The sequence below is a fragment of the Streptomyces sp. CG 926 genome, from assembly GCF_003148825.1.
Taxonomy (GTDB): domain Bacteria; phylum Actinomycetota; class Actinomycetes; order Streptomycetales; family Streptomycetaceae; genus Streptomyces.
Map to the genome: position 1 here is coordinate 19,047 of NZ_QGGZ01000018.1, position 24,883 is coordinate 43,929.

The 24,883-nt window shown below is 72.0% G+C and carries 19 protein-coding genes; 9 read left to right on the forward strand and 10 right to left on the reverse strand.

What is annotated here, in order from left to right; all coding sequences use genetic code 11:
• Positions 1–4 precede the first annotated feature (4 nt).
• Both cofD and BCL76_RS34905 read left to right on the forward strand, forming a co-directional pair.
• A complete protein-coding gene (gene cofD, locus BCL76_RS34900) occupies positions 5–964 on the forward strand; it encodes a 2-phospho-L-lactate transferase (RefSeq protein WP_109783401.1) in 960 nt (319 codons plus the stop codon).
• Positions 961–2,259: a coenzyme F420-0:L-glutamate ligase gene (locus BCL76_RS34905; protein ID WP_109783402.1), complete on the forward strand. Its 1,299-nt coding sequence runs from the start codon at positions 961–963 to the stop codon at positions 2,257–2,259. Before cofD ends, BCL76_RS34905 begins: the two co-directional genes overlap by 4 nt.
• A gap of 91 nt (positions 2,260–2,350) precedes the next feature.
• On the opposite strand, the gene BCL76_RS34910 is transcribed toward BCL76_RS34905, so the two are convergent.
• Together BCL76_RS34910 and BCL76_RS34915 are read right to left on the reverse strand one after the other, a co-directional pair.
• Positions 2,351–3,349: a DNA-3-methyladenine glycosylase family protein gene (locus tag BCL76_RS34910; protein ID WP_109783403.1), complete on the reverse strand. Its 999-nt coding sequence runs from the start codon at positions 3,347–3,349 to the stop codon at positions 2,351–2,353.
• 287 nt (positions 3,350–3,636) lie between these two features.
• Entirely contained in the window at positions 3,637–5,022 is a 1,386-nt protein-coding gene (locus tag BCL76_RS34915; RefSeq protein ID WP_109783461.1) for a peptidoglycan recognition protein family protein, read from the reverse strand.
• A 139-nt stretch (positions 5,023–5,161) separates the two neighbouring features.
• Between BCL76_RS34915 and BCL76_RS34920 the strand changes: the two genes are divergently transcribed.
• The 4 genes from BCL76_RS34920 to BCL76_RS34935 all read left to right on the forward strand — a co-directional run bounded on the left by BCL76_RS34920 (position 5,162) and on the right by BCL76_RS34935 (position 11,055).
• Positions 5,162–5,911 (forward strand): TIGR03089 family protein, encoded by a 750-nt coding sequence (locus tag BCL76_RS34920; RefSeq protein WP_109783404.1) that lies wholly within the window; start codon positions 5,162–5,164, stop codon positions 5,909–5,911.
• 185 nt (positions 5,912–6,096) lie between these two features.
• Positions 6,097–7,320, forward strand: a complete 1,224-nt coding sequence (locus tag BCL76_RS34925) for an LCP family protein (protein ID WP_109783405.1) — start codon at positions 6,097–6,099, stop codon at positions 7,318–7,320.
• Positions 7,321–7,541: 221 nt separating this feature from the next.
• Positions 7,542–9,272, forward strand: coding sequence for an LCP family protein (locus BCL76_RS34930; RefSeq protein WP_109783406.1), 1,731 nt, complete (start codon positions 7,542–7,544; stop codon positions 9,270–9,272).
• A gap of 58 nt (positions 9,273–9,330) precedes the next feature.
• Positions 9,331–11,055 (forward strand): LCP family protein, encoded by a 1,725-nt coding sequence (locus BCL76_RS34935; protein ID WP_258310090.1) that lies wholly within the window; start codon positions 9,331–9,333, stop codon positions 11,053–11,055.
• Positions 11,056–11,128: 73 nt separating this feature from the next.
• Here BCL76_RS34935 and BCL76_RS34940 read toward each other — a convergent pair whose 3' ends face one another.
• Positions 11,129–12,154, reverse strand: a complete 1,026-nt coding sequence (locus tag BCL76_RS34940; RefSeq protein WP_109783408.1) for a glycosyltransferase family 2 protein — start codon at positions 12,152–12,154, stop codon at positions 11,129–11,131.
• Between the two features lie 176 nt (positions 12,155–12,330).
• On the opposite strand from BCL76_RS34940, the gene BCL76_RS34945 reads away from it, so the two are divergent.
• Complete coding sequence (locus BCL76_RS34945) at positions 12,331–13,824, forward strand: LCP family protein (protein WP_258310091.1); 1,494 nt, start codon at positions 12,331–12,333, stop codon at positions 13,822–13,824.
• 7 nt (positions 13,825–13,831) lie between these two features.
• Here the strand turns inward: BCL76_RS34945 and BCL76_RS34950 are convergent, their stop codons facing one another.
• The 3 genes from BCL76_RS34950 to BCL76_RS34960 all read right to left on the reverse strand — a co-directional run bounded on the left by BCL76_RS34950 (position 13,832) and on the right by BCL76_RS34960 (position 17,353).
• Entirely contained in the window at positions 13,832–15,361 is a 1,530-nt protein-coding gene (locus BCL76_RS34950) for a glycosyltransferase family 39 protein (RefSeq protein ID WP_109783410.1), read from the reverse strand.
• 130 nt (positions 15,362–15,491) lie between these two features.
• Complete coding sequence (locus BCL76_RS34955; RefSeq protein ID WP_109783411.1) at positions 15,492–16,664, reverse strand: acyltransferase family protein; 1,173 nt, start codon at positions 16,662–16,664, stop codon at positions 15,492–15,494.
• 152 nt (positions 16,665–16,816) lie between these two features.
• A complete protein-coding gene (locus BCL76_RS34960) occupies positions 16,817–17,353 on the reverse strand; it encodes an acyl-CoA thioesterase (protein WP_109783412.1) in 537 nt (178 codons plus the stop codon).
• A 106-nt stretch (positions 17,354–17,459) separates the two neighbouring features.
• Between BCL76_RS34960 and BCL76_RS34965 the strand changes: the two genes are divergently transcribed.
• A complete protein-coding gene (locus BCL76_RS34965) occupies positions 17,460–18,764 on the forward strand; it encodes an LCP family protein (protein ID WP_181382866.1) in 1,305 nt (434 codons plus the stop codon).
• A gap of 68 nt (positions 18,765–18,832) precedes the next feature.
• Here BCL76_RS34965 and BCL76_RS34970 read toward each other — a convergent pair whose 3' ends face one another.
• From BCL76_RS34970 to BCL76_RS34980, 3 genes are all read right to left on the reverse strand, one after another.
• On the reverse strand, positions 18,833–19,642 hold the full coding sequence (locus BCL76_RS34970; RefSeq protein WP_030763615.1) for a polyprenol monophosphomannose synthase: 810 nt from the start codon (positions 19,640–19,642) through the stop codon (positions 18,833–18,835).
• Positions 19,643–19,691: 49 nt separating this feature from the next.
• Positions 19,692–20,774 (reverse strand): nucleotidyltransferase family protein, encoded by a 1,083-nt coding sequence (locus tag BCL76_RS34975; RefSeq protein ID WP_109783413.1) that lies wholly within the window; start codon positions 20,772–20,774, stop codon positions 19,692–19,694.
• A gap of 133 nt (positions 20,775–20,907) precedes the next feature.
• On the reverse strand, positions 20,908–22,065 hold the full coding sequence (locus tag BCL76_RS34980) for an acyl-CoA dehydrogenase family protein (RefSeq protein WP_030724705.1): 1,158 nt from the start codon (positions 22,063–22,065) through the stop codon (positions 20,908–20,910).
• A 194-nt stretch (positions 22,066–22,259) separates the two neighbouring features.
• Between BCL76_RS34980 and BCL76_RS34985 the strand changes: the two genes are divergently transcribed.
• Positions 22,260–23,603, forward strand: a complete 1,344-nt coding sequence (locus BCL76_RS34985) for a UDP-glucose dehydrogenase family protein (protein WP_109783414.1) — start codon at positions 22,260–22,262, stop codon at positions 23,601–23,603.
• 104 nt (positions 23,604–23,707) lie between these two features.
• Here BCL76_RS34985 and BCL76_RS34990 read toward each other — a convergent pair whose 3' ends face one another.
• Positions 23,708–24,775, reverse strand: a complete 1,068-nt coding sequence (locus BCL76_RS34990) for a membrane dipeptidase (RefSeq protein WP_109783415.1) — start codon at positions 24,773–24,775, stop codon at positions 23,708–23,710.
• Positions 24,776–24,883 lie beyond the last annotated feature (108 nt).

Consider the following 24,883-nt stretch of genomic DNA (forward strand, 5'->3'; position numbering starts at 1 on the left):
CCGCATGCGCATTGTTGTTCTGGCCGGCGGTATAGGCGGCGCCCGGTTCCTGTCCGGACTCAAGTCGGCGGTGCCCGACGCGGACATCACGGTCATCGGCAACACCGGTGACGACATTCACCTCTTCGGGCTCAAGGTCTGCCCCGACCTGGACACGGTGATGTACACCCTCGGCGGTGGCATCAACGAGGACCAGGGCTGGGGCCGCAGCGACGAGTCCTTCACCGTCAAGGAGGAACTCGCGGCGTACGGGGTCGGGCCCACCTGGTTCGGCCTCGGCGACCGCGACTTCGCCACCCACATCGTGCGTACGCAGATGCTCGGCGCGGGCTACCCGCTGAGCGCCGTCACCGAGGCCCTCTGCGACCGCTGGCAGCCCGGCGTACGCCTGCTGCCCATGTCCGACGACCGGGTCGAGACGCACGTCGCGATCACCGAGGCCGGCACCGGCGAGCGCCGCGTCGTCCACTTCCAGGAGTACTGGGTCCGGCTGCGCGCCTCGGTGGACGCGGAGGCCGTCGTACCCGTGGGGGCCGAGCAGGCCAAGCCGGCTCCCGGTGTGCTGGAGGCCATCGCCGCCGCCGACGTGATCATCTTCCCGCCGTCCAACCCCGTGGTCTCGGTCGGCACGATCCTGGCCGTCCCCGGCATCCGGGACGCCGTGGCCTCCGCCGGGGCGCCCGTCATCGGCCTCTCCCCCATCGTGGGGGGCGCACCCGTGCGCGGGATGGCCGACAAGGTGCTCGCCGCGGTGGGCGTCGAGTCCACCGCCGCCGCGGTCGCCCTGCACTACGGGACCGGGCTGCTGGACGGCTGGCTCGTGGACACCTCCGACGCGGACGCCGTCGCGGAGGTCGAGGCCGCCGGGATCACCTGCCGCGCGGTGCCGCTGATGATGACCGACGTGGAGGCCACCGCGGAGATGGCCCGCGCCGCGCTGGAGCTGGCGGAGGCCTCCCGGTGACGCGGGTGCCCGCGTACGAGGTGCGGGCGCTCGACGGGATCCCTGAGGTCAGGCCGGGCGACGACCTGGCGAAGCTGATCACGACGGCCGCCCCCGACCTGCGGGACGGGGACGTCCTGCTGGTCACCTCGAAGATCGTCTCCAAGGCCGAGGGCCGGATCGTGCACGCCGAGTCGCGCGAGGCCGCGATCGACGCCGAGACCGTACGGGTGGTCGCGCGCCGGGGTCCGCTGCGGATCGTCGAGAACCGACAGGGCCTGGTGATGGCCGCGGCCGGCGTGGACGCCTCCAACACCGCCCCCGGCACGGTGCTGCTGCTGCCCGAGGACCCGGACGCCTCGGCCGCCGCGATCCGCGCGGGCGTGCGCGACACCCTCTCCGTGGACGTGGGCGTGGTCGTGACGGACACCTTCGGGCGGCCGTGGCGCACCGGGCTCACCGACGTGGCGATCGGCTCGGCCGGGGTGCGGGTCCTGGACGACCTGCGCGGCGGCACGGACGCGCACGGCAACCCGCTGAGCGCGACGGTGGTGGCGACCGCGGACGAGCTGGCCGCCGCCGGTGACCTGGTCAAGGGCAAGGCCGACGGGCTGCCGGTGGCCGTCGTGCGCGGGCTGGCCCACGTACTGGGCGAGGGTTCCTCGGCCCGGGACCTGGTCCGCTCACCGGCCGACGACATGTTCCGGCTGGGGACCTCGGAGGCGGTACGGGAAGCCGTGACGCAGCGGCGCACCGTACGGGCCTTCACGGCGGAGCCGGTGGACCCGGGCGCGGTGCGGCGGGCGGTGGCGGCGGCCGTGACGGCCCCGGCCCCGCACCACACGACGCCGTGGCGGTTCGTCCTGCTGGAGTCCGAGGCCTCCCGGGTGCGGCTGCTGGACGCGATGCGGGACGCGTGGATCGCGGACCTGCGGGCGGACGGCAAGTCCGAGGAGTCCGTCGCGAAGCGGGTCAGGCGCGGGGACGTGCTGCGGGCCGCCCCGTACCTGGTGGTGCCCTGTCTGGTGACGGACGGCGCGCACCACTACGGGCACGCCCGTCGGGACACGGCGGAGCGGGAGATGTTCGTGGTCGCGATGGGCGCGGGCGTGCAGAACCTGCTCGTCGCGCTGGCCGGCGAGCGGCTGGGGTCGGCGTGGGTCTCCTCGACGATGTTCTGCCGGGACGTGGTGCGCGAGGTGCTGGAGCTGCCCGAGGACTGGGACCCGATGGGAACGGTCGCGGTGGGGCACCCGGCGGTGGCCCCGGCGGACCGGCCGGGGCGCTCGGCGGCGAACTTCATCGAGGTCCGCTGACGCCTGCGGCGAGCCCGCCGGATCGGTGGGCCGCCCCCGCGCTGCCGGCCGGACCCCGGTGCGGCGTGGCGCGGGCGCCCGACGACAGGACTCAGAGGCGGCCGATGTCGCCGCGCGGCATCCGGGGCGCGCGGCGGGGCGGGGTGCGGCCCGCGAGGAGGACGAGGCGGGCGGCGCGGTGGCGCTGGCCCGCGTACGGGGCGAGCAGCTCCAGCATGACGGCGTCGTCGGCGTCGCGGTCGCCCGCGAGGGCGTAGCCGATGATGCCGGGCAGGTGGAGATCGCCGGTGGTGATCGCGTCGGGGTCGCCGTTGCTGCGCTGGAGGGTCTCGGCGGAGGTCCACGGGCCGATGCCGGGGACGGCCTCCAGCCTTCGTACGGCCTCGGGCAGGTCCATCGCGGCGGCCTCTTCCAGGCGGCCGGCCACGCGGGCGGCGCGCACGACGGTGGCGGAGCGCTTGGCGTCGACCCCGGCCTTGTGCCAGTCCCAGGACGGGATCATGGCCCAGGTGCGCGGGTCGGGCATGACGTACAGCTCCGGGCCGGCCGGGCCGGGGGCCGGCTCGCCGTACTGCCGGACCAGGCGGCGCCAGGCCCGGTAGGCCTCGTCGGCGGTAACCTTCTGCTCCAGGATCGTGGGGATCAGGGATTCGAGGACCAGGCCGGTGCGGGTGAGGCGCAGGCCGGGGCGCCGGCGGTGGCTGGCGTGCACGAGGCGGTGGCGGGGCACGAAGGCGGCGGGGTCGTCGCCCGCGCCGAGGAGCGCCGGCAGCTGTTCGAGGAACCAGCCGGCGCCGGCGCCCCAGGCCTCGGCGTGCACCTCTTCGCCGACGCGGGACACGCGGAGGGTGGCCGGGCCCTGCGGGGTCCGGGCGGTACGCCAGACCGAGCCGTCGGGGGTGGTGCGGAAGGTCGGGTCGCCGGGGCCGCGGCGGAGCGGGCCGAGGGTGAGTCCGAGGTCGACGGGGCCGCCGGGGGCCCAGCGGCGTTCCTCGGCGCCCGAGCCGGCGGTGCTGCCCCGGCCCGAGGGTACGTCGGTGCGGCCGCCGCGGACCGCGGCGCGGGTGAGGGGATCGAAGCGGCCGGCCATGCCCCGAGCGTAGCCCGGCCCGGCCGCGTCGCCGGGGGCTCGACCCTGACCACCCCCTTCCCCCGACTACCCCCCGGACCACCCGGCCACCGCCTAGAGGTGCCCTGGCGGGGCCGGGCAGGGCCGGGCGGGGCCGGCAGGGCTGCTTCCCCCCGGCCCCGCCGGCGATCGAAGCGCGGGCGCGGAACGCCGTGACAGGTGCGGGGCGGGGTTCCGGCGTCGCCGCCGGGGACCCCGCCCCGCACCTCATGGACCCCGCGTCTCGATCGCCGGCGGGGCCGGATCCGCTACGGCCGGCCCTGGAGCTTGGCCGAGGCCGTCCGGGTCGTGGGGAGCTTGCCGTAGAGCTTCGTGCCCGGGCATTGGGTGGCGAAGCCGTCGCGGTGGCCGGAGATGACGTTCATCGACACGTTCCTGCCCTTGGGGTAGCGGTTGCCCCCGCCCGAGGTCAGGGTGGTCTTCGCGCGCGGGTCCCGGCCGAAGAGGCCGAGCTTCCAGGCCGTGAGACGGGCGACCGAGTCGACCACCGCCGCCGGCGGGGCGGCGGAGGTGAAGGTGCCCAGCACCGCGACGCCCATGCTGTTGGTGTTGAAGCCCATGGTGTGCGCGCCGAGGACCGCCTTGGAGACGCCGCCCGCGCGGCCCTCGTAGACCGTGCCGCACTTGTCGACGGCGAAGTTGTAGCCGAAGTCCCGCCAGCCGTTGCTGACCACGTGGTAGCGGTACAGGCTGCGCAGGACCGCCGGGGCGTCCTTGCAGGCGTAGTTGTTGCCGGAGGCGGTGTGGTGGACGAAGGCCGCCTTGACGGTGCTCGTGTAAACGAACCCCGGCTCGCGCAGGCCCTCGTTCGCGCCCCAGCCCTTGCGGGTGACGATGCGCGGCCGTGGGCCGATGTACGGGGCCGCGGCCGCGGTCAGTTCGCCGTCGCTCGCGAAGACGGCGTCGGCGGTGGAGTCGGCCTTGTCGAGTGCGGTGATCTCGTCCGCGCCGAGCGAGGCGTGCGGGACGTTCGCCGCGGAGGACTCCGCCGCCGCCATCGACATGCCGGACACCACCTCGCCCTTGCCGTCGCCGTCCGGGCCGGTGTTCTTCCCGTCGGACCCGGTGGCGGGGGTGTCCTCGCCGGGGTCGACGAGCTCGATCCGCAGGCCCGTGGGCAGGTGGGAGGGGGCTCGGGTGGTGGCGGCGCCGGGTTCGGCCTGGACGCGGACCTCCACGGCGTCGGACTCGCCCACCCACAGCGGGGCGGTGGCGCCGCGGATCTGCCGCGCGCCGCGTTCCGCTGCGTCGGGGTCGGCGGCGTGCTCGCCGTTGTGGGTCTCGACGTCCTGCCAGTCCGACCAGGTGGCGGTCGCGGTGGAGCGGGTCCGCACCTGGACCCGGCCGTGCAGTTCGGTGGTCGCGTCGTCCCAGACCACGCCGACCAGTGAGAACGTCTTGACCTCGCGTGCGGTGAGGCCCTGCGTCTCGGGGCGGCCTGCGGGGGCACTCATTCCGGGGACTCCGGGCGTCCGCGTCGCCGAGGGTCCCAGCGGGACGAGCGGCAGCGATTGGGTGGAGCCGGCGGGGGTTACGGGGGCGGTCTCGGCCAGGGCGGGAGTGGCGAGCGCGAGGGGCAGGGCCAGTGCGGCGGCCGTCGCGACGCCGATCGAGGAAGCAAGGAATCCACGCATGAAAAGGATGGTGAGCACGCGGACGGCCGCTCGCCATCCGAGAACTGACGCTCCGTCCGACACGCCGCGTGTACCCCTCCCCCGTACGGAGGAGCCGGCCGCCCCCGTACGGGGGACGGGCCCGCGTACGCTGTGCCGGGTGAACGCCACTGACCGCACCCCTGCCGACCTGCTGCGATCCGCGCTCGCCGCCGATCCGGGCCGCCCGCTCGTCACCTTCTACGACGATGCCACCGGCGAGCGCGTCGAATTGTCCGTCGCGACCTTCGCCAATTGGGTGGCCAAGACCGCCAATCTGCTCCAGGGCGACCTGGGGGCCGAGCCCGGGGACCGGCTCGCGCTGATGCTCCCTGCGCACTGGCAGAGCGCGGTGTGGCTGCTCGCCTGCGCGTCCGTCGGGGTCGTCGCCGAGATCGGCGAGGACCCGGCCGGCGCGGATCTCGTCGTCAGCGGTCCGGACACCTTGGAGGCGGCCCTGGCGTGCGGCGGTGAGCGGGTGGCGCTCGCGCTGCGACCGCTGGGCGGACGGTTCCCGCAGCCGCCGACCGGGTTCGCCGACTACGCGGTGGAGGTGCCGGGGCAGGGCGACCGCTTCGCGCCCTTCGTACCGGTGGATCCCGAGGGTCCGGCGCTGGTCGTGGGCGGCACGGAGCTCACGCAGGCGCAGCTGGTGGCCCGCGCCCGCGAGGACGCGGCGAAGCTCGGCCTCGGTACGGGCTCGCGCGTGCTGACCGGGCTGGGCTACGACACCTGGGAGGGCCTCTCGGCCGGGCTGTACGCCGCCCTGGCCGCGGGCGGGTCCGTGGTGCTGTGCCGGAACCTGGACCGGCTCTCGGAGGACGGACTGGCGCAGCGCGGCGAGAGCGAGCGGGTCACCCACACCCTCTGATCGCCGTCCGGAGGCCTGTCACCCACACTGGTGAAGGGCAGGTAAGGGCGATTTGTCACCCGCATGGCCCTAGACAAGGCCTCGCCCCCGGGCTGCTCCGGCGACCCCGGGGCAGCATCGGCAGTGGCCGTGCTCACCCGTACGGCCGACGGCCCACAGTCGTAGCGGCGAGGGGACGGACGCCAGTGACGGACAGCGCAGGCATACCGGGCGGCACCGCCGCCGGGGGCGCGGGGCGGCCCCCGCGCAGCCGCGGGCGTCGGCGCCGACTGCTGCGTTGGATCGGCCTCGGGGCGGTCTTCCTCGTCCTGGCGGGTACGGCCACCGGCTGGTGGCTCTACAACAAGCTCGACGGGAACATCACCGAGGACACCTCGGCCGCGGCCGAGCTCAGGCGCTACGAGCGCGAGCGCCCGGCGCACCTGGCCACCGGGGCCCAGAACATCCTGCTCATCGGCTCGGACTCCCGCTCCGGCAAGGACAACGCCCGGTACGGGCAGGACGGGGGCACCCAGCGCTCGGACACCACGATCCTGCTGCACCTGCCGCAGGACCGCCGGAGCGCGACCGCGGTGTCGATACCCCGGGACCTGATGACGGACATCCCCTCCTGCCTGCAGCCGGACGGGAGCCGCACCGCCGCGCGGTTCTCGCAGTTCAACTGGGCGTTCCAGTGGGGCGGGGCCGCCTGCACGATCCGTACGGTGGAGAAGCTCACCGGGATCCGTGTCGACCATCACATGGTGATCGACTTCGGCGGGTTCAAGAAGATGGTCGACGCCATCGGCGGGGTGGAGGTCTGCCTCAAGGACCCGGTGAACGACGCCGAGGCCAAACTGCGGCTGGCCGCCGGCCGCCAGAACCTGCGGGGCGAGCAGGCGCTGGGCTACGTCCGCGCCCGTCACAGCCTGGGCAACGGCAGTGACACCGAACGGATGGACAGGCAGCAGCAGTTCCTCGGATCGCTCGTCAAGAAGGTGCAGAGCAACGGGGTGCTGCTCAATCCGACCCGGCTGTACCCGCTGCTGGACGCGGCGACCTCCTCGGTGACCACGGACCCGGGACTGGCCTCGCTGCGCGGCCTGTACGAACTCGTGCGGGGCATGCGGGACATCCCGACCCATCAGGTCAAGTTCCTGACGGTGCCCCGCAAGCCGTACGCGCCCGACCCGAACCGGGACGAGCTGGTCGAGCCCGACGCGGAGCGGCTGTTCCGGCAGCTGCGGATGGACAAGCCGGTCACGGTCGCCCCGCCGGAGCCCACCCCGACCGCGCGTGCGACCGAGGTCGCCGGGGCGGACGTGGAGGCCGGTTCGGACACGAACTCCGCGGACGAGGGAACCGTCACACCTCAGGTACCCGTCCCTACTTTCACCGGAACCACTGCGGGCAACGCCGACTGCCGGTAAAGCAATCCCAAAAGCCGGTGACCGAACCGAGTGGGATGGGCGGTTCGCCCCGTTATAAGGGGAGTGGAATTTGTCACCAGCATGGTTTGCCGCCGAACAGGGCGGATAGGGTGAGCGATCCGGTGCCCGGCCGGACCAGAGGCGGGCACCAGCAGCCGGATCGTTGACCGTGCGCCTGGGGGAGGCGCGTCGCGAGGCACCGACGGAGGATTCGAGCAACCGTGGATGCGCAAAGCCGTGGGCGGGCGGACGAAATCGACCCCGCAGACCAGTGGGTACTCAATCCCCGCACCGGCAACTACGAACTGCGACTGGCCGACTCCGCCGCGCAAGCGCGGCCCAAGGTCACCGCACCCCGCAGATCGCCGTCTGCCCCTTCGGCGCCGACCGCTCCCGCCCCCGGTGTACCGAGGCCGCGACGTGGCGACCCGCCCCCGGGCGGCCGGCGCGGCGGGCGCTCCCGCAAGCTCGGCGGTGGCGGCCGTAAGAAGGCACTGGCCATCACCGGCGGCGTGCTGGCGTTCCTGCTGGTCGGCGGTGCCGTGGCGGGGTACCTCTACTACGACCACCTGAACGGCAACCTCAGCGTCACCGACGTGGCGGGAGCGGGCACCGGCGGTTTCAAGAAGGACCAGGCCATCAACATCCTGGTGATCGGAACCGACAAGCGCACCGGTGCGGGCAACGAGGCCTACGGCGACAAGGACAGCGTCGGCCACGCCGACACCACGATCTTGTTCCACGTCTCGAAGGACCGGACGAACGCGACCGCGCTGTCCATCCCCCGCGACCTGATCGCCAACATCCCGGCGTGCCCGACGAAGCAGCCGGACGGATCGACGAAGACGATCGCGCCCACCAAGAACACCCGCTTCAACACCAGCCTCGGCCAGGAGGGCCGTGACGCGGGCTGCACGATGCGAACGGTCAAGGAACTCACCGGCATCGAGGTCGACCACTTCATGATGGCCGACTTCAACGCCGTCAAGACGCTGAGCACGGCGGTCGGCGGAGTACCGGTGTGCCTGGCCAAGCCCGTCAACGACGAGGAGGGTTCCCACCTCAAGTTGGACGCCGGCGAACACCGGTTGCAGGGCGAGGAGGCCCTCGCCTTCGTCCGGACCCGGCACGGCTTCGGCAACAACAGCGACCTCGACCGGATCAGGATCCAGCAGCAGTTCCTGGGTTCGATGATGCGCGAGATGAAGTCGAAGGAGACGCTGACCAGCCCCAAGAAGTTCCTCTCCCTCGCGGAGGCCGCCACCAAGTCGCTGGGCGTGGACTCGGGGATCGGGTCCATCGGCAAACTCACCGATCTGGCCGGTGAGTTGAAGGGCATCGACACGAAGAACATCACCTTCACCACCCTGCCGGTGCTCGACAACCCGGCCGAACCGGAGGGTAAGAAGGCCACCGTCGTCGTCGATCACGCCTTGGCCGACCCGTTGCTGCAGATGATCCGGGGGGACGTCTCGCTCACGGAGGTCGAGAAGAAGGAAGCGGCCGCCAAGGAGGCGGCCGACGCGGACACGAAGGCCAAGCAGGACGCCCTGCTCCAGGGCAACCGCGCGGCCGCGACGGACGTACGGGTGAGCGTCTACAACGGCGGCGGGCCCAAGGGCGCGGCCTCCACCACGGTGAACTGGCTGCAGAACAGCAAGGGCGTGTCCAAGTCCGGCAACGAGGGCAACGCACCGGCGAAGGTCGGCGCCACGCAGCTGGAGTACGCGCCCAACCAGGCCGACCAGGCCCGGGCGCTGGCGGACATCATGGGCCTGCCCGCGACCGCGCTGAAGGTGGGGACGGCGGACGCCTCGGCGAAGACCCCGATGAAGCTGACGCTGGGTCCGGACTTCCAGCAGCCGGGTGCCCCGCTGGCGGCCGCGGTGCCCCAGCAGCTGCCCCAGGACGTGCAGCAGGCGCAGGCCGACAAGGCCGTCTGCGCCAAGTAACAGGCTCGGCCGGTGACACCGGCACTCAGTCGACCATGAAGGATCTCGAGGGGGACGTGTGAGGCACAGCAGCGTGCGAGGGGAGGGGGCGACCGCCCAGGCCGGCGAGGAGATATCCGGCGGCGGGGCGGACGCGTCCGGCACGGTGCCCCCACAGCGGGGCGGCTCCGGAGCGACGCGCCGAGCGGCCGGCGACCGGCCCCGCAGACAGGGCAGACGGCGCGTGCTGCGCTGGACGGCTTCCGTGCTGTCGCTGCTGATACTCGGGACCGCGGCCGCCGGATACCTCTACTACCAGCACCTGAACGGCAGCATCCACACGGACGCGCTGAACCTCGGTGAGACCAAACTGGGCGGTTCCAAGCCCAACGCCTTCGGGCAGACCCCGCTGAACGTCCTGCTGATCGGCTCCGACGCGCGCGACGACGCGGCGAACCAGGCACTCGGCGGGGCCACGGACACCTTCGACGGGCCGCCGCTGGCGGACGTGCAGATGCTGCTGCACCTGTCGGCCGACCGCAGCAACATGTCGGTGGTCTCCATGCCGCGCGACACGATGCTGATGATGCCCAAGTGCACCGAGCCGGGTGGCAAGGTGCACCCCGCCAGCAAGGGCCTCGTACAGACCAACGAGTCCCTGCAGCGCGGCGGTCCGGGCTGCACGGTCGCCGCCTGGCAGGAACTGACCAAGATCCCCATCGATCACTTCATGATGATCGACTTCAAGGGTGTGGTCTCGATGGCGGACGCCATCGGCGGCGTCCCGGTCTGCGTCGAGGAGAACGTCCACTCCCGCACCCGTGACGGCAAGGGCTCCGGCCTGAAGCTGTCGAAGGGCACGAGCGTCATCCAGGGCGAGCAGGCCCTGCAGTGGCTGCGCACCCGCTACGGGTTCGAGGACGGCACCGACATCGGCCGCACCCACGCGCAGCACCAGTACATGACCTCGATGGCCCGCGAGTTCCGCAAGAACGCCAAGCTCACCAACCCGGTGAAGCTCAACAGCCTGGCGCAGGCGGCCATCGACGCCATGGTCGTGGACACCGGCCTGAACAAGATCGACAAGCTCTACGACCTGAGCATGGAGCTCAAGAAGGTGCCCCCGGGCCGGATCACCATGACCACCATGCCCTGGGTCTACAGCACCAAGCCGGGCCTGGACGGCCGGGTCGAGCCCATGGCGAACGAGGCCGAGGCCGTCTTCCGGATGGTCCGCGAGGACATCGCGCTCGACGGCAAGGGCAACGGGACCCCGGCGGGCGGCGCGTCCCCCTCACCGGGCGCCTCCGCGGCCCCGGGCACCCCGAGCACGGCTCCCGGTACCCCCGGTACCCCCGGCGCCGCCGCGACCACGGCGCCGGCCGTGGCTCCCGCGAAGGTCGTGGTCTCCGTCCGCAACGCCACGAGCGGCAAGGACGGCGCCGAGACCCGGGTCAAGAACCGGGCGAACGAGGTGGCCGCGCTGCTGACCGGCAAGGGCTTCAGCAAGGCCACCGCCGACACCCGGACCGGCGCCGAGGACACCACCGTGGTCCGCTACGCCACGGACGCCCAGGCGGCCGACGCGGGCGCCGTGGCCACCGCCCTGGGTCTGCCCGCCACCGCGGTGCAGAAGTCCGAGGAGGTCACCGGGGTCACCCTGTACATCGGCAAGGACTGGCGGACCGGCAACGCGCCGACCCCGCCGCCGCCCGCCCCGACCGTGGCCCCGACCTCGGCCCACGCCCTCAACGGCGACAACGAGGGCGCCTGCATGCCGATCCAGCCGGGCTTCACCTGGTAGCGCGTACGCGAAAGGGGCCCGGCCCGGCGGCTGCGACGATCCGCAGCCTCCGGGCCGGGCCCCTTCGTACGTCTCAGACCTGCGAGGGGTCCTGGTGCACGGCCGGACGGCGACTCGCGATGACCTTGTCCGCCAGCGCCCGCGGGCTGGTCAGGAAGCCGAAGCCCCAGCTCAGGTGCATGGTCGCCAGGGCGACGGGGATCTGGGCCCGGGCCTTGATCCCGAGACCCTTGCCCGCCGGTACGGAGCCCGCGGTGATCGCCGCGAGATAGCCGGCCGGGAGCACGAAGCCCAGGGGGGTGACGGCCACGCCCACGACCGCGCTCGCGGCGAGCGCGCAGACGAGGGTCGGCGGGGCCAGGTAGCGCAGGTTGATGGAGCCCGAGTGGTAGCGGGCCACCACGTGCCGCCAGCGACCGTAGTCCTTGTACTGCTTGGCCAGGGCCCGTACGGAGCGCCGCGGACGGTACTGGACCATCAGCTCCGGCGAGAACCAGATCAGACCGCCGGCTTCGCGGATGCGGAAGTTCAGCTCCCAGTCCTGGGCGCGGATGAACTCCTCGTTGTAGCCGCCCTGCTGTTCCAGCGCCTCGCGGCGGAACACTCCGAGGTAGACCGTCTCGGCCGGTCCCGCCTGGCCGCCGGTGTGGAACGGCGCGTTGCCGACACCGATCTTCGAGGTCATCGCGGCGGCGACGGCCTCCTCCCAGGCGTTCTCGCCCTCGGCGTGCATGATGCCGCCGACGTTCTGGGCGCCGGTCTCCTCCAGAAGGCGGACGGCGGTGGCGATGTAGTTCGGCGAAAGCATGCCGTGGCCGTCGACGCGCACCACGATCGGGTGCCGCGAGGCCTTGATGGCGGCGTTGAGCGCCGCCGGGGTCCGGCCGGTGGGATTCGGGACGGTGTGGACTCGGGGATCCTCGGCGACGAGTTCGGCGGCGATCTCGTCGGTGCGGTCCGTGGACGGCCCGAGTGCGATCACCACCTCCATCTCGCCCGCGTACTCCTGTTCGAGGATGTGGCGGACGGAATCGCGGAGGTAGTGCTCCTCATTGAGCACCGGCATGATCACCGAGACTGCGGGCTGCTGGGCGGGCATGTGGTCCTTCAAGGTCGGGTATCGGTGTCACGTTACCGCGTACGGGGGAACCGGGTGCGCGCCGAGCGACCGGTAAGGACAGCTGCTGATCGTATGGGCCTACTGTTCTGCCGAATCAGCTGATCCGGCCAGTGCCCCGGCCGGTCTCCCCGCTGCCCCCCGCGGAGGTGTCCCCCGTGCCCCAGCCGCACCGTCCCGCCCGTCCTGCCGGGCCGCCCCGACCGCAGCGCGCCCGACGCGGCGGAGGCGGCTCCGCCCGGCACCGGGACGGGCGGCCCCGGTGGGGGGTCCGGCTCGCGGCCGGCCTGTCGGTGGTGGTGCTCGGCTCCGGAGCCATCGGGCACGCCGTGATGACCGGTCTGGACACCGGGATCGAGCGGGTGGACCCGTTCAAGGACATGAAGAACCGCCCCCAGGCCGGACACGGCCTCAACTTCCTGCTGGTGGGCACCGACGGGCGGGAGAAGATCTCCCCGGAGGAGAAGCGCGAGTACCGACTGGGCGGCGCGCCCTGCCACTGCACGGACACGATCATGCTCGTGCACCTGTCGGCGGACAAGGAGCGGGCCAGTGTGATCAGCCTGCCCCGCGACAGCTACGCCGAGGTGCCCGCCCACCAGGACCTCGTCACGCGCACGGCGCACAAGGCCCATCCCGTGCGGCTGAACGCGGCGTACGCGGAGGGCGGGCCCAACCTGACCGTGCGGACCGTGGAGAACATGACCCGGGTGAAGATCGACCACTACCTGGAGGTCGACTTCACCAGCTTCATGAAGACGGTCGACGCGATGGGCGGCGTGGAGATCTGCACGGCCAAGACCATGCGCGACCGCAACACCGGCCTCGACCTGCTGCCCGGCAGCCACCGCCTCAGCGGTGGGCAGGCCCTGCAGTACGTGCGCTCGCGCCATGTCGACGGGGCCTCCGACCTCGGCCGGATGCAGCGCCAACAACGTTTCGTGGCCGCCCTGATCAAGCAGGCGATCGGCGGTGGGGTGCTGCTGAACCCGGTGAAGTTCAAGGAGGTCAGCTCCACCCTCCTCGGCTCCGTCCGGGCCGACAAGGACTTCGGCTCGGAGCAGATGCTGGCCCTCGGACAGGCGATGCGGGACTTCACCCCGTCCTCCTCCGAGTTCGCCTCGGTGCCCATCGGCAGCCCCTCCTTCCCGGTGAAGGGCATCGGGTCCACCGTGAAGTGGGACGAGCCGAAGGCCGCCAAGCTGTTCGAGGCAGTGCGCCAGGACCGGCCGCTGGCCCCGGCCCGGCCCGGGAAGACCGGTGGCGGCCCGCCCGCGGCGGTGCCCGTGGACGTGCCCCCGCCCCAGGTCCGGGTCCAGGTGGAGAACGGCACCCGGATCGACGGGCTGGGCGGCCGGGTCGACGACGCCCTGCGGGCCACCGGCTTCGACACCACCCGGGCCCCGGGCAACGGCGCCGGCCGGGAGGTCAAGCGCACGGTGATCACCTACGACCCGCGCTGGGACCGCTCCGCCCGGTCGGTGGCCACCGCGCTGCCGGGCAGCGAGCTACGGGCGGTGGCGGGCCAGGGCCGGACGGTGGTGGTGGTCGCGGGAGCGGACTACCGCAAGGTGGTGCCGGTGCGCGCCGAGGACCCGTACCAGGGCACCTTCGGGGTGGTCACGGGCGACGAGGTGGTCTGCGGCACCTGAGCGGGCGTCAGCGGGCGCGTTCGACCAGCGTGACCTGGAGGTTGCGGACCTTGGTGCTCTTGACCACCTTGTAGTGGTCCTTCAGCGCCTTCTCCTGGCCCTCGGGGAGCTTGTGGTACGGGTTCGGGGTCCCGCTCCAGGTGACCACCCACACGCGCTGGGTGCCGTTCAGGTCCTCCAGGCACTGGGCGGCCTGCTCGCACTCCACCGGGAACAGGTCGTCGGCGGCCAGGGCCGACCGCTCGGCGAAGACGTCCTTCAGCTTCACGTTCCCGGGCAGGTAGTAGTCGACCGTGAAATCGATCATGAAGACGCGGTCGGCGCCGCGGACCGGGGCGAAGCCGTCACCGGGCTTGTAGTCCTTGGCGATGACGTCGGCGACGCGCTTGCCGTCCGTACCGTCCTTGGCGTACTTGGTGCGCAGGTGCCGCTGGTCGGTGACGCCCAGCGCCACCAGGACCACCAGTCCGGCCACGCCGAGCAGCCGCGGGCGCAGCGCGCCGAGCCCGGCGGCGGCCAGCAGCACCCAGGCGGGCAGGGTGAAGAGCAGGTAGCGGTCGAGGAAGTACGAGGTCGAGCCGTGGGAGATCACCCAGGCCACGGCGATCGGCAGGGCGGCCACCAGCGCGAGCTCCGCGGCCGGGCGGCGTCCCCGGGCCCAGGCCAGGGGCAGCAGGGCGGCGGCGAGCAGGGCGAAGGAGACCAGCGGCGAGGCGCTCAGGTTGCTCCAGAGCCCGGCCAGGTCGCGCAGGTGCGGCGTCTTGAGCCAGCTGATCTGCCGGCCCACCTGGCGCTGGCCGAGCAGCACCAGCGGGACCACCGGCAGCAGCCCCACCACGACGGCCGCGGCGTAACCGGCCGGCAGCCGCCAGGACCGCGCGTCCCACCAGCGTCCGAGCACGATCAGCGCGTGGGGCAGCAGGACGAGCAGTGAGACGACGTGGAAGAGCCCGGCGGCGGCGAGGGCCACGGAGTACGGCAGCCAGCGCGCCACGGTCGGGCGCTCCAGCGCGCGCAGCAGCAGCCAGGTGGCCGCGGCCACGGCCAGCACGACGAAGGCGTAGGAGCGGGCCTCCTGGCCGTACTTGGAGACGGCGGGCACCAGCGCGAACAGCAGTCCGGCGAAGACCGCGGTCCGGCGGTCGAAGAGCGTGCGGGCGGTGAGCACCACGAAGGCCGCCGCGCCGGCCATGGCCAGCGCCGAGGGCATCCGCAGCATGGCGGTGGAATCGCCGAAGACGGAGACCCAGCCGTGCAGGAGCAGGTAGTACGCACCGGAGACGGCGTCGACGTGTTCGAGCATGCCGACGAGGTCGCCGGTGTCGCGGGCGGCGGCGTTCCAGCTGGCGAGTTCGTCGCGCCAGGGCTGGGCGGCGCCGCCGCCTATGCAGGCGACGACGAAGGTCAGCAAGGCGGCCCAGAGCCAGTGGAACCGGGCCGGGCCCGACACCGGGGCGGCGGACGCGCCGCCCTGCGCTGCGGAGCCGGAGCGCCCCTCACCGGTCGCGGGCGCGACCGCGGTGCTGCTGGTGGTCATGGTGCTCGTACCTTCCGGGTCCCTCGTGGCGGCTGCCGTCAGTGGCCTCGGAACAGGGGATCCGCGGACCGAGCTCGACGGGAAAGGGTAGATCAGGTGTTCCGGCAGGAACCAATCGCGTGGCGCGGTCCTAGGCGCGGCGCACCGGCGGATCCGCCTTCGGCAGCGTCATCCGGGCTCCGTCCAGCAGCCGCTTGAGCACCCCGGACAGCGGTCGTTCCACGAACCGGTGGACCAGCCAGGCCAGGGACAGGATCACGACGAGGCACATCGCGAGCAGCGGGAAGGGCGCGATGCCGTGGTCGCGGCCCCAGCGGATCATGGCCCAACCCAGCTCCTGGTGCAGGAGGTAGACGGGGTAGGTCAGGGCGCCGGCGACGGTCAGCCACTTCCAGCGCATCCAGTTGAAGGCGCCCATCGACACGGCGAGCATCACCAGGAAGGCCGCGGCCGAGATGAACGCCATGACCGGCCAGGACAGGGTGTGGTGCACCTCGTACTCGTAGCTGCCCACCGTGATGTGCAGCCGGTTCTGCGCGATCAGCCAGGAGAACGCGACGACCCCGAGCAGCATCGGGTTCACACCGAACCGGTAGATCAGGTACATGGCCACGCCCGCGATGAAGTACGGGGCGTCCTGCGGCATGAAGACCGTGTCCATGAGCTTGCTGTCCACGCCGGGGGTGATCACGGCGAGGATGGCCCAGATGCCGCAGAAGGCGAGCACCCGGCGATAGGTCAGGCCCATCACGGCGACGACGGCGAACAGCAGGTAGAAGCGCATTTCGATCCAGAGCGTCCAGTACACGCCGTCCGCCTCGGTGACGCCGAGGGGGCGCTCCAGCATCGTGAGGTTGGTCAGCACGTCGCTGATGCTCATCGGCCGGCGGCTCGCGCGGACCGTGGCCGCGAAGTTCACCACCAGGGTGGTGATGACGATGCCGGCCCAGTAGGCGGGGTACAGGCGCACCACGCGGGAGGTGAAGTAATCCCGCGGTGAACGCCCCCAGCACGACATGCAGATCACGAAGCCGCTGATGAGGAAGAAGAGTTGGACGCCCATCCAGCCGTAGGAGGCGAACCGGTGGGTGTCGGGCATGAGCGCCTGCGGCTTCTGCCCCCAGATCTCCGGGTGGATGTTGACGCCGGCCCAGTGGAAGGAGACCACCGACAGTGCGGCGATCAGCCGCAGCCCGTCCAGCACGTACAGGCGGGGCCGGCGGGGAGCGGAGTTCGCGGCCTGGGCCGGCACGTCGGGAGCCCCCTTGTGCAGGGAGGGCAGGGAAGGCACGACGGTGGACATCAGGGGTGTTTCTCCGCAGGGAATCCGAGGGCGGACGGACGCCGGCACAGCGTTCACTCAGGCGTCGGACAGGTCACACTAACGCGGGCCCCGGTCGCCCCGAGACGGTAGGGCTCTTCCGTGACGCGAAACACGCCCCGCCCACGCCCGTTTCAGTCGTCGAAGCCCTGGGCGGAGCGCTCCTCGCGCAGCGCCATGATGGCCTGACGGCGGGCCAGGCGGTGGGTGCGGCGGATCTGGGCCTCCTGGTAGCGCCGCTCGTCCTGCTCCGTCTGCGGGATGACGGGCGGAACCTGGCGGGGCTTGCCCTCGGCGTCCACGGCCGCGAAGACGAGGTAGGCGCTGCCGACCTGGGTGGCGGGGGTGGACTCGTTCCACCGCTCCGCGAGGACCCGTACGCCGATCTCCATGGAGGAGCGGCCGGTCCAGTTGCACTGGGCCTTGACGTGGACGAGGTCACCCACGCGCACGGGAGCGAGGAAGGCCATCTCGTCCATGGACGCGGTGACCGCCGGGCCGCCGGAGTGGCGGCCGGCCACGGCGCCCGCCGCGTCGTCCACCAGCTTCATGATCACGCCGCCGTGCACCGTCCCGAGGAGGTTGGTGTCGTTGGCGGTCATGATGTGGCTGAGGGTCGTCCGGGAGGCTGCGGTCGGCTTCCCGGGCAGCTCGCCCGGTGTCTGTGTCATACGAACACCTTAGATGCCCCCCGGAGGCATCAGCTCTGCAACAGCAGCGGAACGGAATGTGGACCGGGCTGTCGGAGCACGTACCCGGGCAGGCATCCTTGGGCGCATGAATGACTGGCCAGAAGGTCGTGACGACGCGTACGGGCGCGGCAGCGCGCAGCCGCAGCCCGAGGGTGTGCAGCGGATGCGGCACATCCAGCGGCAGCCGCAACAGCCGCCTCGGCCCGCGCAGCCGCAGCGCCCGGCGGGACCGCCGCCCGCGTACGGCGTACCCCCGCAGCAGGCGGGCGGCCACGACACGTACGGCGGTTACGACAGCGGCTACAACACCGGCCAGGTCTACGGGTCGCAGCAGGGCGGCGGGCCCGGCGGACCGGGAGGCCCCGGTGGGCCGTCCGGACCCGGCCGGCCCGGGCGGGCGCCCGGTCCCGCCCCGGACTGGCGCAAGCGGATCAAGGTCGGCTCGATCGTGCTGCTCTCCGTGCTGGTGGTGACCTCGGTCTCCACCTACTTCTGGGCCGACTCCAAGGTGCGCCGCGAGGTGGACCTCGGCAAGGTCATCGAGCGCCCGAAGGAGGGCGACTGCACGACGTACCTGATCGTGGGCTCCGACAGCCGCGAGGGGATGTCCGACGAGGAGAAGAAGAAGCTGCACACGGGCTCGGCCGAGGGCAAGCGGACCGACTCGATGATGATCCTGGCGAAGTGCTCCAGCGGGAACACCATGATCTCGCTGCCGCGCGACTCGGACGTGGAGATCCCGTCCTTCGTGGGCTCGCAGTCCGGCAAGACGTTCCCCGCGCAGGGGCGCCGGGTCAAGCTCAACGCGGCGTACGCGGAGGACGGGCCGGAGCTGCTGGTGCGGACGGTGGAGCACAACACCGGCCTGCGGATCGACCACTACGCGGAGATCGGCTTCGCCGGCTTCGCGAACATCGTGGACGCGCTGGGCGGGGTGGAGCTGGACATCGAGAAGGGCTTCAAGGACGAGAAGTCGGGCGCCGACTTCCAGGCCGGCAAGCAGACCCTGAACGGCGAGCAGTCCCTGGCCTTCGTACGGACCCGGTACGCCTTCGCCGAGTCGGACCTCCAACGGACGAAGAACCAGCAGAAGTTCCTGTCGGCGCTGGCGAGCCAGGCCGCGACGCCGTCGACGATCCTGAACCCGTTCGCGCTCTACCCGATGCTGGGCGCGGGCCTGGACACCCTGATCGTGGACAAGGACATGGGCCTGTACGACATGGGCCAGATGTTCTTCGCGATGAAGAGCGTCAACGGCGGTGACGGCGTCTCGATGAACATGCCGATCTCCGGCCAGCGCGGCGGCAACCTCGTCTGGGACAAGGCGAAGGTGCAGCAGTTGGTGAAGGAGATCCAGAACGACGAGAAGGTCACCGTCCGCGGCCAGTGACCCGGTGCACGGAAAATGGGGCACCCCCTGAGGGGGTGCCCCATTTTCCGTGAGAGCGGGAGAGCGGGTCAGCGCTTGCCGGCGCGGGCGCGCAGCTTCCACGGCATGGCGATGGACTCCAGCTGGACCGCGAGGTTCATCTTGGACTCGCCGACGGTGCGGTCCTCGAAGTGGATCGGGACCTCCATCACCTGGAAGTCGCGGCGCAGTGCCTTGAACTTCATCTCCACCTGGAAGCTGTAGCCCGCGCTGCCGACCGACGCCAGGTCGATCGCGCGCAGCGCCTCGGCGCTCCACAGGTTGAAGCCGCCCGTGATGTCGCGCACGCGGGTGCCCAGGATGGTGCTCGCGTAGGCGTTGGCCCAGCGGGAGAGCAGCTTGCGGTGCGCGCCCCACGCGTCGGACAGGGTGCCGCCCGGGACGTAGCGGCTGCCGACGACGAGACCGGCGCCGGTGGACAGGGCCACGCCCAGCATCTCGGCGATCTTGCCGGACGGGTGGGAGCCGTCCGCGTCCATCTGGAGCACGTACTCGGCGCCGTCCTCGACGGCCTTGGCCATGCCGGCGGCGTAGGCGCGGCCGAGGCCGTCCTTCGCCGTGCGGTGCAGCACCGACATGCGCGGGGCGCCGTCCTCGGTGAGGTAGCCCTCGGCGAGTTCGTCGGCGATCCGGCCCGTGCCGTCGGGCGAGGAGTCGTCGACGATCAGCAGGCGCAGGCCGGGCTGGTCCAGGCCCATGATGAGCTCGGCCATGCCCGGCAGGTTGCCGGCTTCGTTGTACGTGGGCATGACCACGGTGAGCGGGGTCTGCGCCCACGCGTCGGGGAGCTTGGTGGTCACGATGTCGGTGGCGCGGGGAGTCTGCTGCTCGCCTATCACAGGGGTATGCCTCACTGAAGTCGGTCGGTACGCGCGTCCCTGCCCGGGGTCACCGGTCGGAGGAAAAGCGGACTGCGGCCGCGGGCAGTTCAGCCTCGCACCACACCCGCGCCCCTGCGCGAAGTTCGTTGTCAGCCCCTACGACCGCACCGTCGCCGATGACCGCGCCGTCCAGGACTGTGCGCGTTCCCACCGAGGCTCCGGCGCCGACCAGGCTGGCGCTGACGTGCGTGTCCGGACCGATGATCGCGCCGTCCAGCACGATGGAGCCCTGGACGACGGCGCCCGATTCGATCCGGGCACCAGCGCCCACCACAGTACCTCCCGAAAGCTTCGCGCCGTCCGCCACATGGGCTCCCGGGAGCACCAGGGCTTCACCACGGGGGCCGGGAACGGCCGGGGAGGACACGACGCCTCGTACCAGATCGGCGGAAGCCTGGACAAAGGACTCCGGCTTGCCGAGGTCCAGCCAGTAGGTGTTCTCGGTGACGCCGTGCAGCTTGGCCCCGGAGGCGAGGAGACCGGGGAAGGTCTCGCGCTCGACGGAGACGGGACGCCCGGCCGGGATGGAGTCGATCACATCGCGGCGGAAGACGTAGCAGCCGGCGTTGATCTGGTCGGTGATGATCTCTTCGGGGGTCTGCGGCTTCTCGGTGAAGGCCAGCACCCGCCCCTCGGAGTCGGTGGGGACCAGGCCGAAGGCGCGGGGGTCCTCGACGCTGACGAGGTGCAGGGAGACGTCGGCTTCGGCGGCCTTGTGGGACTCGACCAGGCCGGCGATGTCCAGGCCGGTGAGGATGTCGCCGTTGAAGACGAGGACGGAGGAGTCCGGGCCGCCGTGCAGCCGCTGGGCGGCGTTGCGGATGGCGCCGCCGGTACCGAGCGGCTCGTCCTCGACCACGTACTCAAGGGTGAGGCCGAAGGCCGATCCGTCACCGAAGTAGGGCTCGAAGACCTCGGCGAGGTAGCAGGTGGCCATCACTATGTGGGTGACGCCTGCGGCAGCGGCCCTGGCTATCTGGTGTGCGAGGAAGGGGACACCTGCTGCCGGAACCATCGGCTTGGGGGTGTTCACCGTCACGGGGCGCAGACGCGTGCCCTGCCCGCCAACTAGCAGGATCGCTTCCGTCATTGCGTTCTCCCCAACCGATTGTGCATATGAGGGTCCAAATTTAGCCCATCCGGGGGTATGCGACGGCCATGCCGATGCGCCGCACGTAGAAGCCCCGGCCGGGCCGGCCGGGGCTTCTCGAAGGGCCCCCGCCCTACGGCAGGTTGCGCGCCATGACGATGCGCTGGACCTGGTTCGTGCCCTCGTAGATCTGGGTGATCTTGGCGTCGCGCATCATGCGCTCCACCGGGTAGTCGCGGGTGTAGCCGTAGCCGCCCAGGAGTTGGACCGCGTCCGTGGTGACCTCCATGGCGATGTCGGAGGCGAAGCACTTGGCCGCGGCGCCGAGGTACGTCAGGTCGGCGTCGCCGCGCTCGGAGGCGGCGGCGGCCTGGTAGGTCAGCGCGCGGGCGGCCGAGACCTTCATGGCCATGTCCGCGAGCATGAACTGCACGCCCTGGAAGTCGCCGATCGGCTTGCCGAACTGCTTGCGCTCCTGGACGTAGCCCTTGGCGTAGTCCAGGGCGCCCTGGGCGATGCCGAGCGCCTGGGCCGCGATGGTGATGCGGGTGTGGTCCAGGGTCTTCATCGCGGTGGCGAAGCCGGTGCCCTCGGCGCCGATCATGCGGTCGGCGGGGATCCGGACGTTGTCGAGGTAGACCTCGCGCGTCGGGGAGCCCTTGATGCCGAGCTTCTTCTCCGGGGCGCCGAAGGACACGCCCTCGTCGCTCTTCTCCACGACGAAGGCGCTGATGCCCTTGGAGCGCTTCTCCGGGTCGGTGACGGCCATCACCGTGTAGTACTCGGAGACGCCCGCGTTGGTGATCCAGCGCTTGACGCCGTTGAGCACCCAGAAGTCCCCGTCGCGCACGGCGCGGGTCTTCATGCCGGCGGCGTCGGAGCCCGCGTCCGGCTCGGAGAGCGCGTACGAGAACATCGCGTCGCCCTTGGCGAGGGGGCCCAGGTACTTGGCCTTGAGCTCCTCGGAACCGGAGAGGATCACCGGGAGCGAGCCGAGCTTGTTCACGGCCGGGATGAGGGAGGAGGAGGCGCAGACACGGGCCACCTCCTCGATCACGATCACGGTGGCGAGGGCGTCGGCGCCCGCGCCGCCGTAGGTCTCCGGCACGTGGACGGCGTGCAGGTCGCTGGAGACCAGGGCGTCCAGGGCCTCCTGCGGGAAGCGGGACTCCTCGTCGACCGCGGCCGCGAACGGCAGGATCTTCGCCTCGGCGAGCGAGCGGACCGACTCGCGGAGCATGTCGTGCTCCTCGGCCGGGCGGTACAGGTCGAAGTCGGCAGAACCCGCCAAGATCTCTCACTCCCCAGGGTGATGCGTGATGCTAACTACCGTTAAGTAACCCAAGCCTAGTGGTCCGGTCACGGATGGCGATATGGAAGGGCCACGTGAGATGGGTGACAGCGGTGGTTCCTGCGGGAACGTCCCCGCCGGCGGGCCCGACTATGCTCAGTGGCCGCAAACGGCCCCGCACCTCTGGAGCACCCATGGCCCCCCTCAGGATCACTGTGATCGGCACCGGCTACCTCGGCGCCACCCACGCTGCCGCGATGGCGGAGCTGGGCTTCGAGGTGCTGGGGCTGGACGTGGTGCCCGAGAAGATCGAGATGCTGGCCTCGGGCCGGGTCCCGATGTACGAGCCCGGGCTGGAGGAGCTGCTGGCCAAGCACGTGGCCGGGCTGCCGGGCTCGACCGGCCGGCTGCGGTTCACGACCTCCTGGGAGGAGGTCGGCGCCTTCGGTGACGTCCACTTCGTCTGCGTGAACACCCCGCAGAAGCACGGCGAGTACGCCTGCGACATGTCCTACGTGGACTCCGCGATGGCCTCGCTGGCCCCCCACCTGACCCGGCCGGTCCTGGTCGTCGGCAAGTCCACGGTGCCGGTCGGCTCGGCGGAGCGGCTCGCCCGCGAGCTCGCGGAGCGGGCCCCGGCGGGCGCGGACGTGGAACTGGCCTGGAACCCGGAGTTCCTGCGGGAGGGCTTCGCGGTGGACGACACCCTGCACCCCGACCGGATCGTGATCGGCGTCCAGGGCGAGCGCGCCGAGAAGCTGCTGCGGGAGGTGTACGAGACCCCGATGTCGGAGGGGACCCCGCTGGTGGTCACCGACTTCCCGACCGCGGAGCTGGTGAAGACCGCCGCGAACTCCTTCCTCGCGACCAAGATCTCCTTCATCAACGCGATGGCGGAGGTGTGCGAGGCCGCCGGCGGGGACGTGGTCAAGCTGGCCGAGGCCATCGGCTACGACGAGCGGATCGGCGCGAAGTTCCTGCGCGCGGGGATCGGCTTCGGCGGCGGCTGCCTGCCCAAGGACATCCGCGCCTTCATGGCGCGCGCCGGTGAGCTGGGCGCCGACCAGGCGCTGACCTTCCTGCGCGAGGTCGACTCCATCAACATGCGGCGCCGCGGGCACATGGTCGAGCTGGCCCGGGAGGCCGTGGGCGGTTCGTTCCTCGGCAAGCGGGTCGCCGTGCTCGGTGCCACCTTCAAGCCGGACTCCGACGATGTGCGCGACTCGCCCGCGCTGAACGTGGCCGGGCAGATCCACCTCCAGGGCGGTCAGGTCACCGTCTACGACCCCAAGGGCATGGACAACGCCCGCCGCGTCTTCCCGACGCTGGGCTACGCGGAGTCCGCCGCGGCGGCGGCCCGCGGCGCGGAGGTCGTCCTGCACCTGACCGAGTGGCGCGAGTTCCGCGACCTCGACCCGGCGGAGCTGGCGGGCGTGGTCACCGACCGGCTGATCCTGGACGGCCGCAACGCGCTGGACCCGGTGCGGTGGCGGGCGGCGGGCTGGACGTACCGGGCGATGGGGCGTCCGCGAGCCTAGCCCTCGGGCCGGGCGGGGGTGCGGATCCGGGTGCCGTGCGGCGCCGTTGCCAGGGGCTCCGCCCCCGGACCCCTGCGCCTCGAACGCCGGCGGGGCTGGAAGGGTCAGCGGCGGTGTTGGGCCGCGCGGGAGGTGAATTCCGCGTCGCGTAGGACGCGCTGGGCGTTGCCCCAGGTCAGCAGTGCCACCTCGGACTCCGGCCAGCCGCGCTCCAGCAGTTCCGCGATCAGCCGCGGGTAGCCCGAGGGGTCGGTCAGGCCTGTCGGGCGGGGGTGGCCCGGTCCGGTGCCGAAGCTGGCGCCGAGTCCGACGCCGTGCGGGCCCGCGATCGCCCGTACATGGTCCAGGTGGTCCGCCACCGCGTGCAGGGAGTCCCCGGTGCGCGCGGTGTCGAAGGTGACCATCGCCAGGCCGTTCGCCTCCCGCAGGGCCGCCAGCACCTCGTCGGTCACGTTCCCCGGATGCGGGTTCAGCGAGGCGGCCGCCGTGTTCGAGATGATCACCGGGGCCTTGGAGGCCCCCGCGAGCCGGCAGGCGACCGCCGGCGGGCAGTCCGTCAGGTCCAGCAGGATCGCCAGCCGGTTCGCCTCGCGGACCACCTCGTGGCCGAAGGCCGTCAGCTCGTCCTGGGCCCAGGGCGCCCCCGCCGGCGCGAGGATCCGTACGCCCAGCGCGTGGAAGGCGCGCAGCGCGCCCAGGGAGTCGGTGAGGGTCCGGCCGGGCACCGGGCCCAGGAACGAGGCGATGCGGCCGCGGTTGCGGGCGTCCGCCAGGTCGTCGGCGCCGAGGGCCAGGCACAGGCTGTCGGGATAGCGGCGCATCAAGGTCAGCGCCGTGTCGATCTCGTCGAGCGTGTCGGAGAGCACCTGGTCGCCGGAGGCGTCCTCGCGCGCCCGCGCCGACGGCACGAGCAGGGACCAGAACTGGGCCCCCACTCCCCCGGCGCGCAGCCGCGGGATGTCGGTGTCCACGCCCGTGTCCGAGGTTTCGATGTCGTGGTACGGGCGCTGGTGCAGGGTCCGGACCAGCGTGTTGCATCCGTCGGCCACGGGATGGACGGCCAGCAGCGCGACGGCCCGGTCGAGGGCGCCCGCCGCCACCGCTACCGCGGGTGCGGGGAGGTCTTCGGCTCCGATGCCCACGGAGTGGGGTTCATCCTGCAGGTCGGCCATGGCGTTCGCTCCGGTCTCGGCGGCAGCAGGGAGAGGTGGTGCCACCGTGACATGTGGGACGGCACGGCCGCCCGGCGGACGCAGCGTTCGAGTGAACCCGCAGGTCAC

What these genes read in the sequence shown, in the direction of transcription:
- BCL76_RS34955 (WP_109783411.1), bottom strand. Translation starts at nt 16,664, where the DNA reads ATGTCCACCGTCGTGCCTTCCCTGCCCTCCCTGCACAAGGGGGCTCCC.
- BCL76_RS34990 (WP_109783415.1), bottom strand. Translation starts at nt 24,775, where the DNA reads ATGGCCGACCTGCAGGATGAACCCCACTCCGTGGGCATCGGAGCCGAA.
- cofD (WP_109783401.1), top strand. Translation starts at nt 5, where the DNA reads ATGCGCATTGTTGTTCTGGCCGGCGGTATAGGCGGCGCCCGGTTCCTG.
- BCL76_RS34910 (WP_109783403.1), bottom strand. Translation starts at nt 3,349, where the DNA reads ATGGCCGGCCGCTTCGATCCCCTCACCCGCGCCGCGGTCCGCGGCGGC.
- BCL76_RS34975 (WP_109783413.1), bottom strand. Translation starts at nt 20,774, where the DNA reads ATGACGGAAGCGATCCTGCTAGTTGGCGGGCAGGGCACGCGTCTGCGC.
- BCL76_RS34960 (WP_109783412.1), bottom strand. Translation starts at nt 17,353, where the DNA reads ATGACACAGACACCGGGCGAGCTGCCCGGGAAGCCGACCGCAGCCTCC.
- BCL76_RS34940 (WP_109783408.1), bottom strand. Translation starts at nt 12,154, where the DNA reads ATGCCCGCCCAGCAGCCCGCAGTCTCGGTGATCATGCCGGTGCTCAAT.
- BCL76_RS34950 (WP_109783410.1), bottom strand. Translation starts at nt 15,361, where the DNA reads ATGACCACCAGCAGCACCGCGGTCGCGCCCGCGACCGGTGAGGGGCGC.
- BCL76_RS34965 (WP_181382866.1), top strand. Translation starts at nt 17,460, where the DNA reads ATGAATGACTGGCCAGAAGGTCGTGACGACGCGTACGGGCGCGGCAGC.
- BCL76_RS34985 (WP_109783414.1), top strand. Translation starts at nt 22,260, where the DNA reads ATGGCCCCCCTCAGGATCACTGTGATCGGCACCGGCTACCTCGGCGCC.
- BCL76_RS34915 (WP_109783461.1), bottom strand. Translation starts at nt 5,022, where the DNA reads ATGCGTGGATTCCTTGCTTCCTCGATCGGCGTCGCGACGGCCGCCGCA.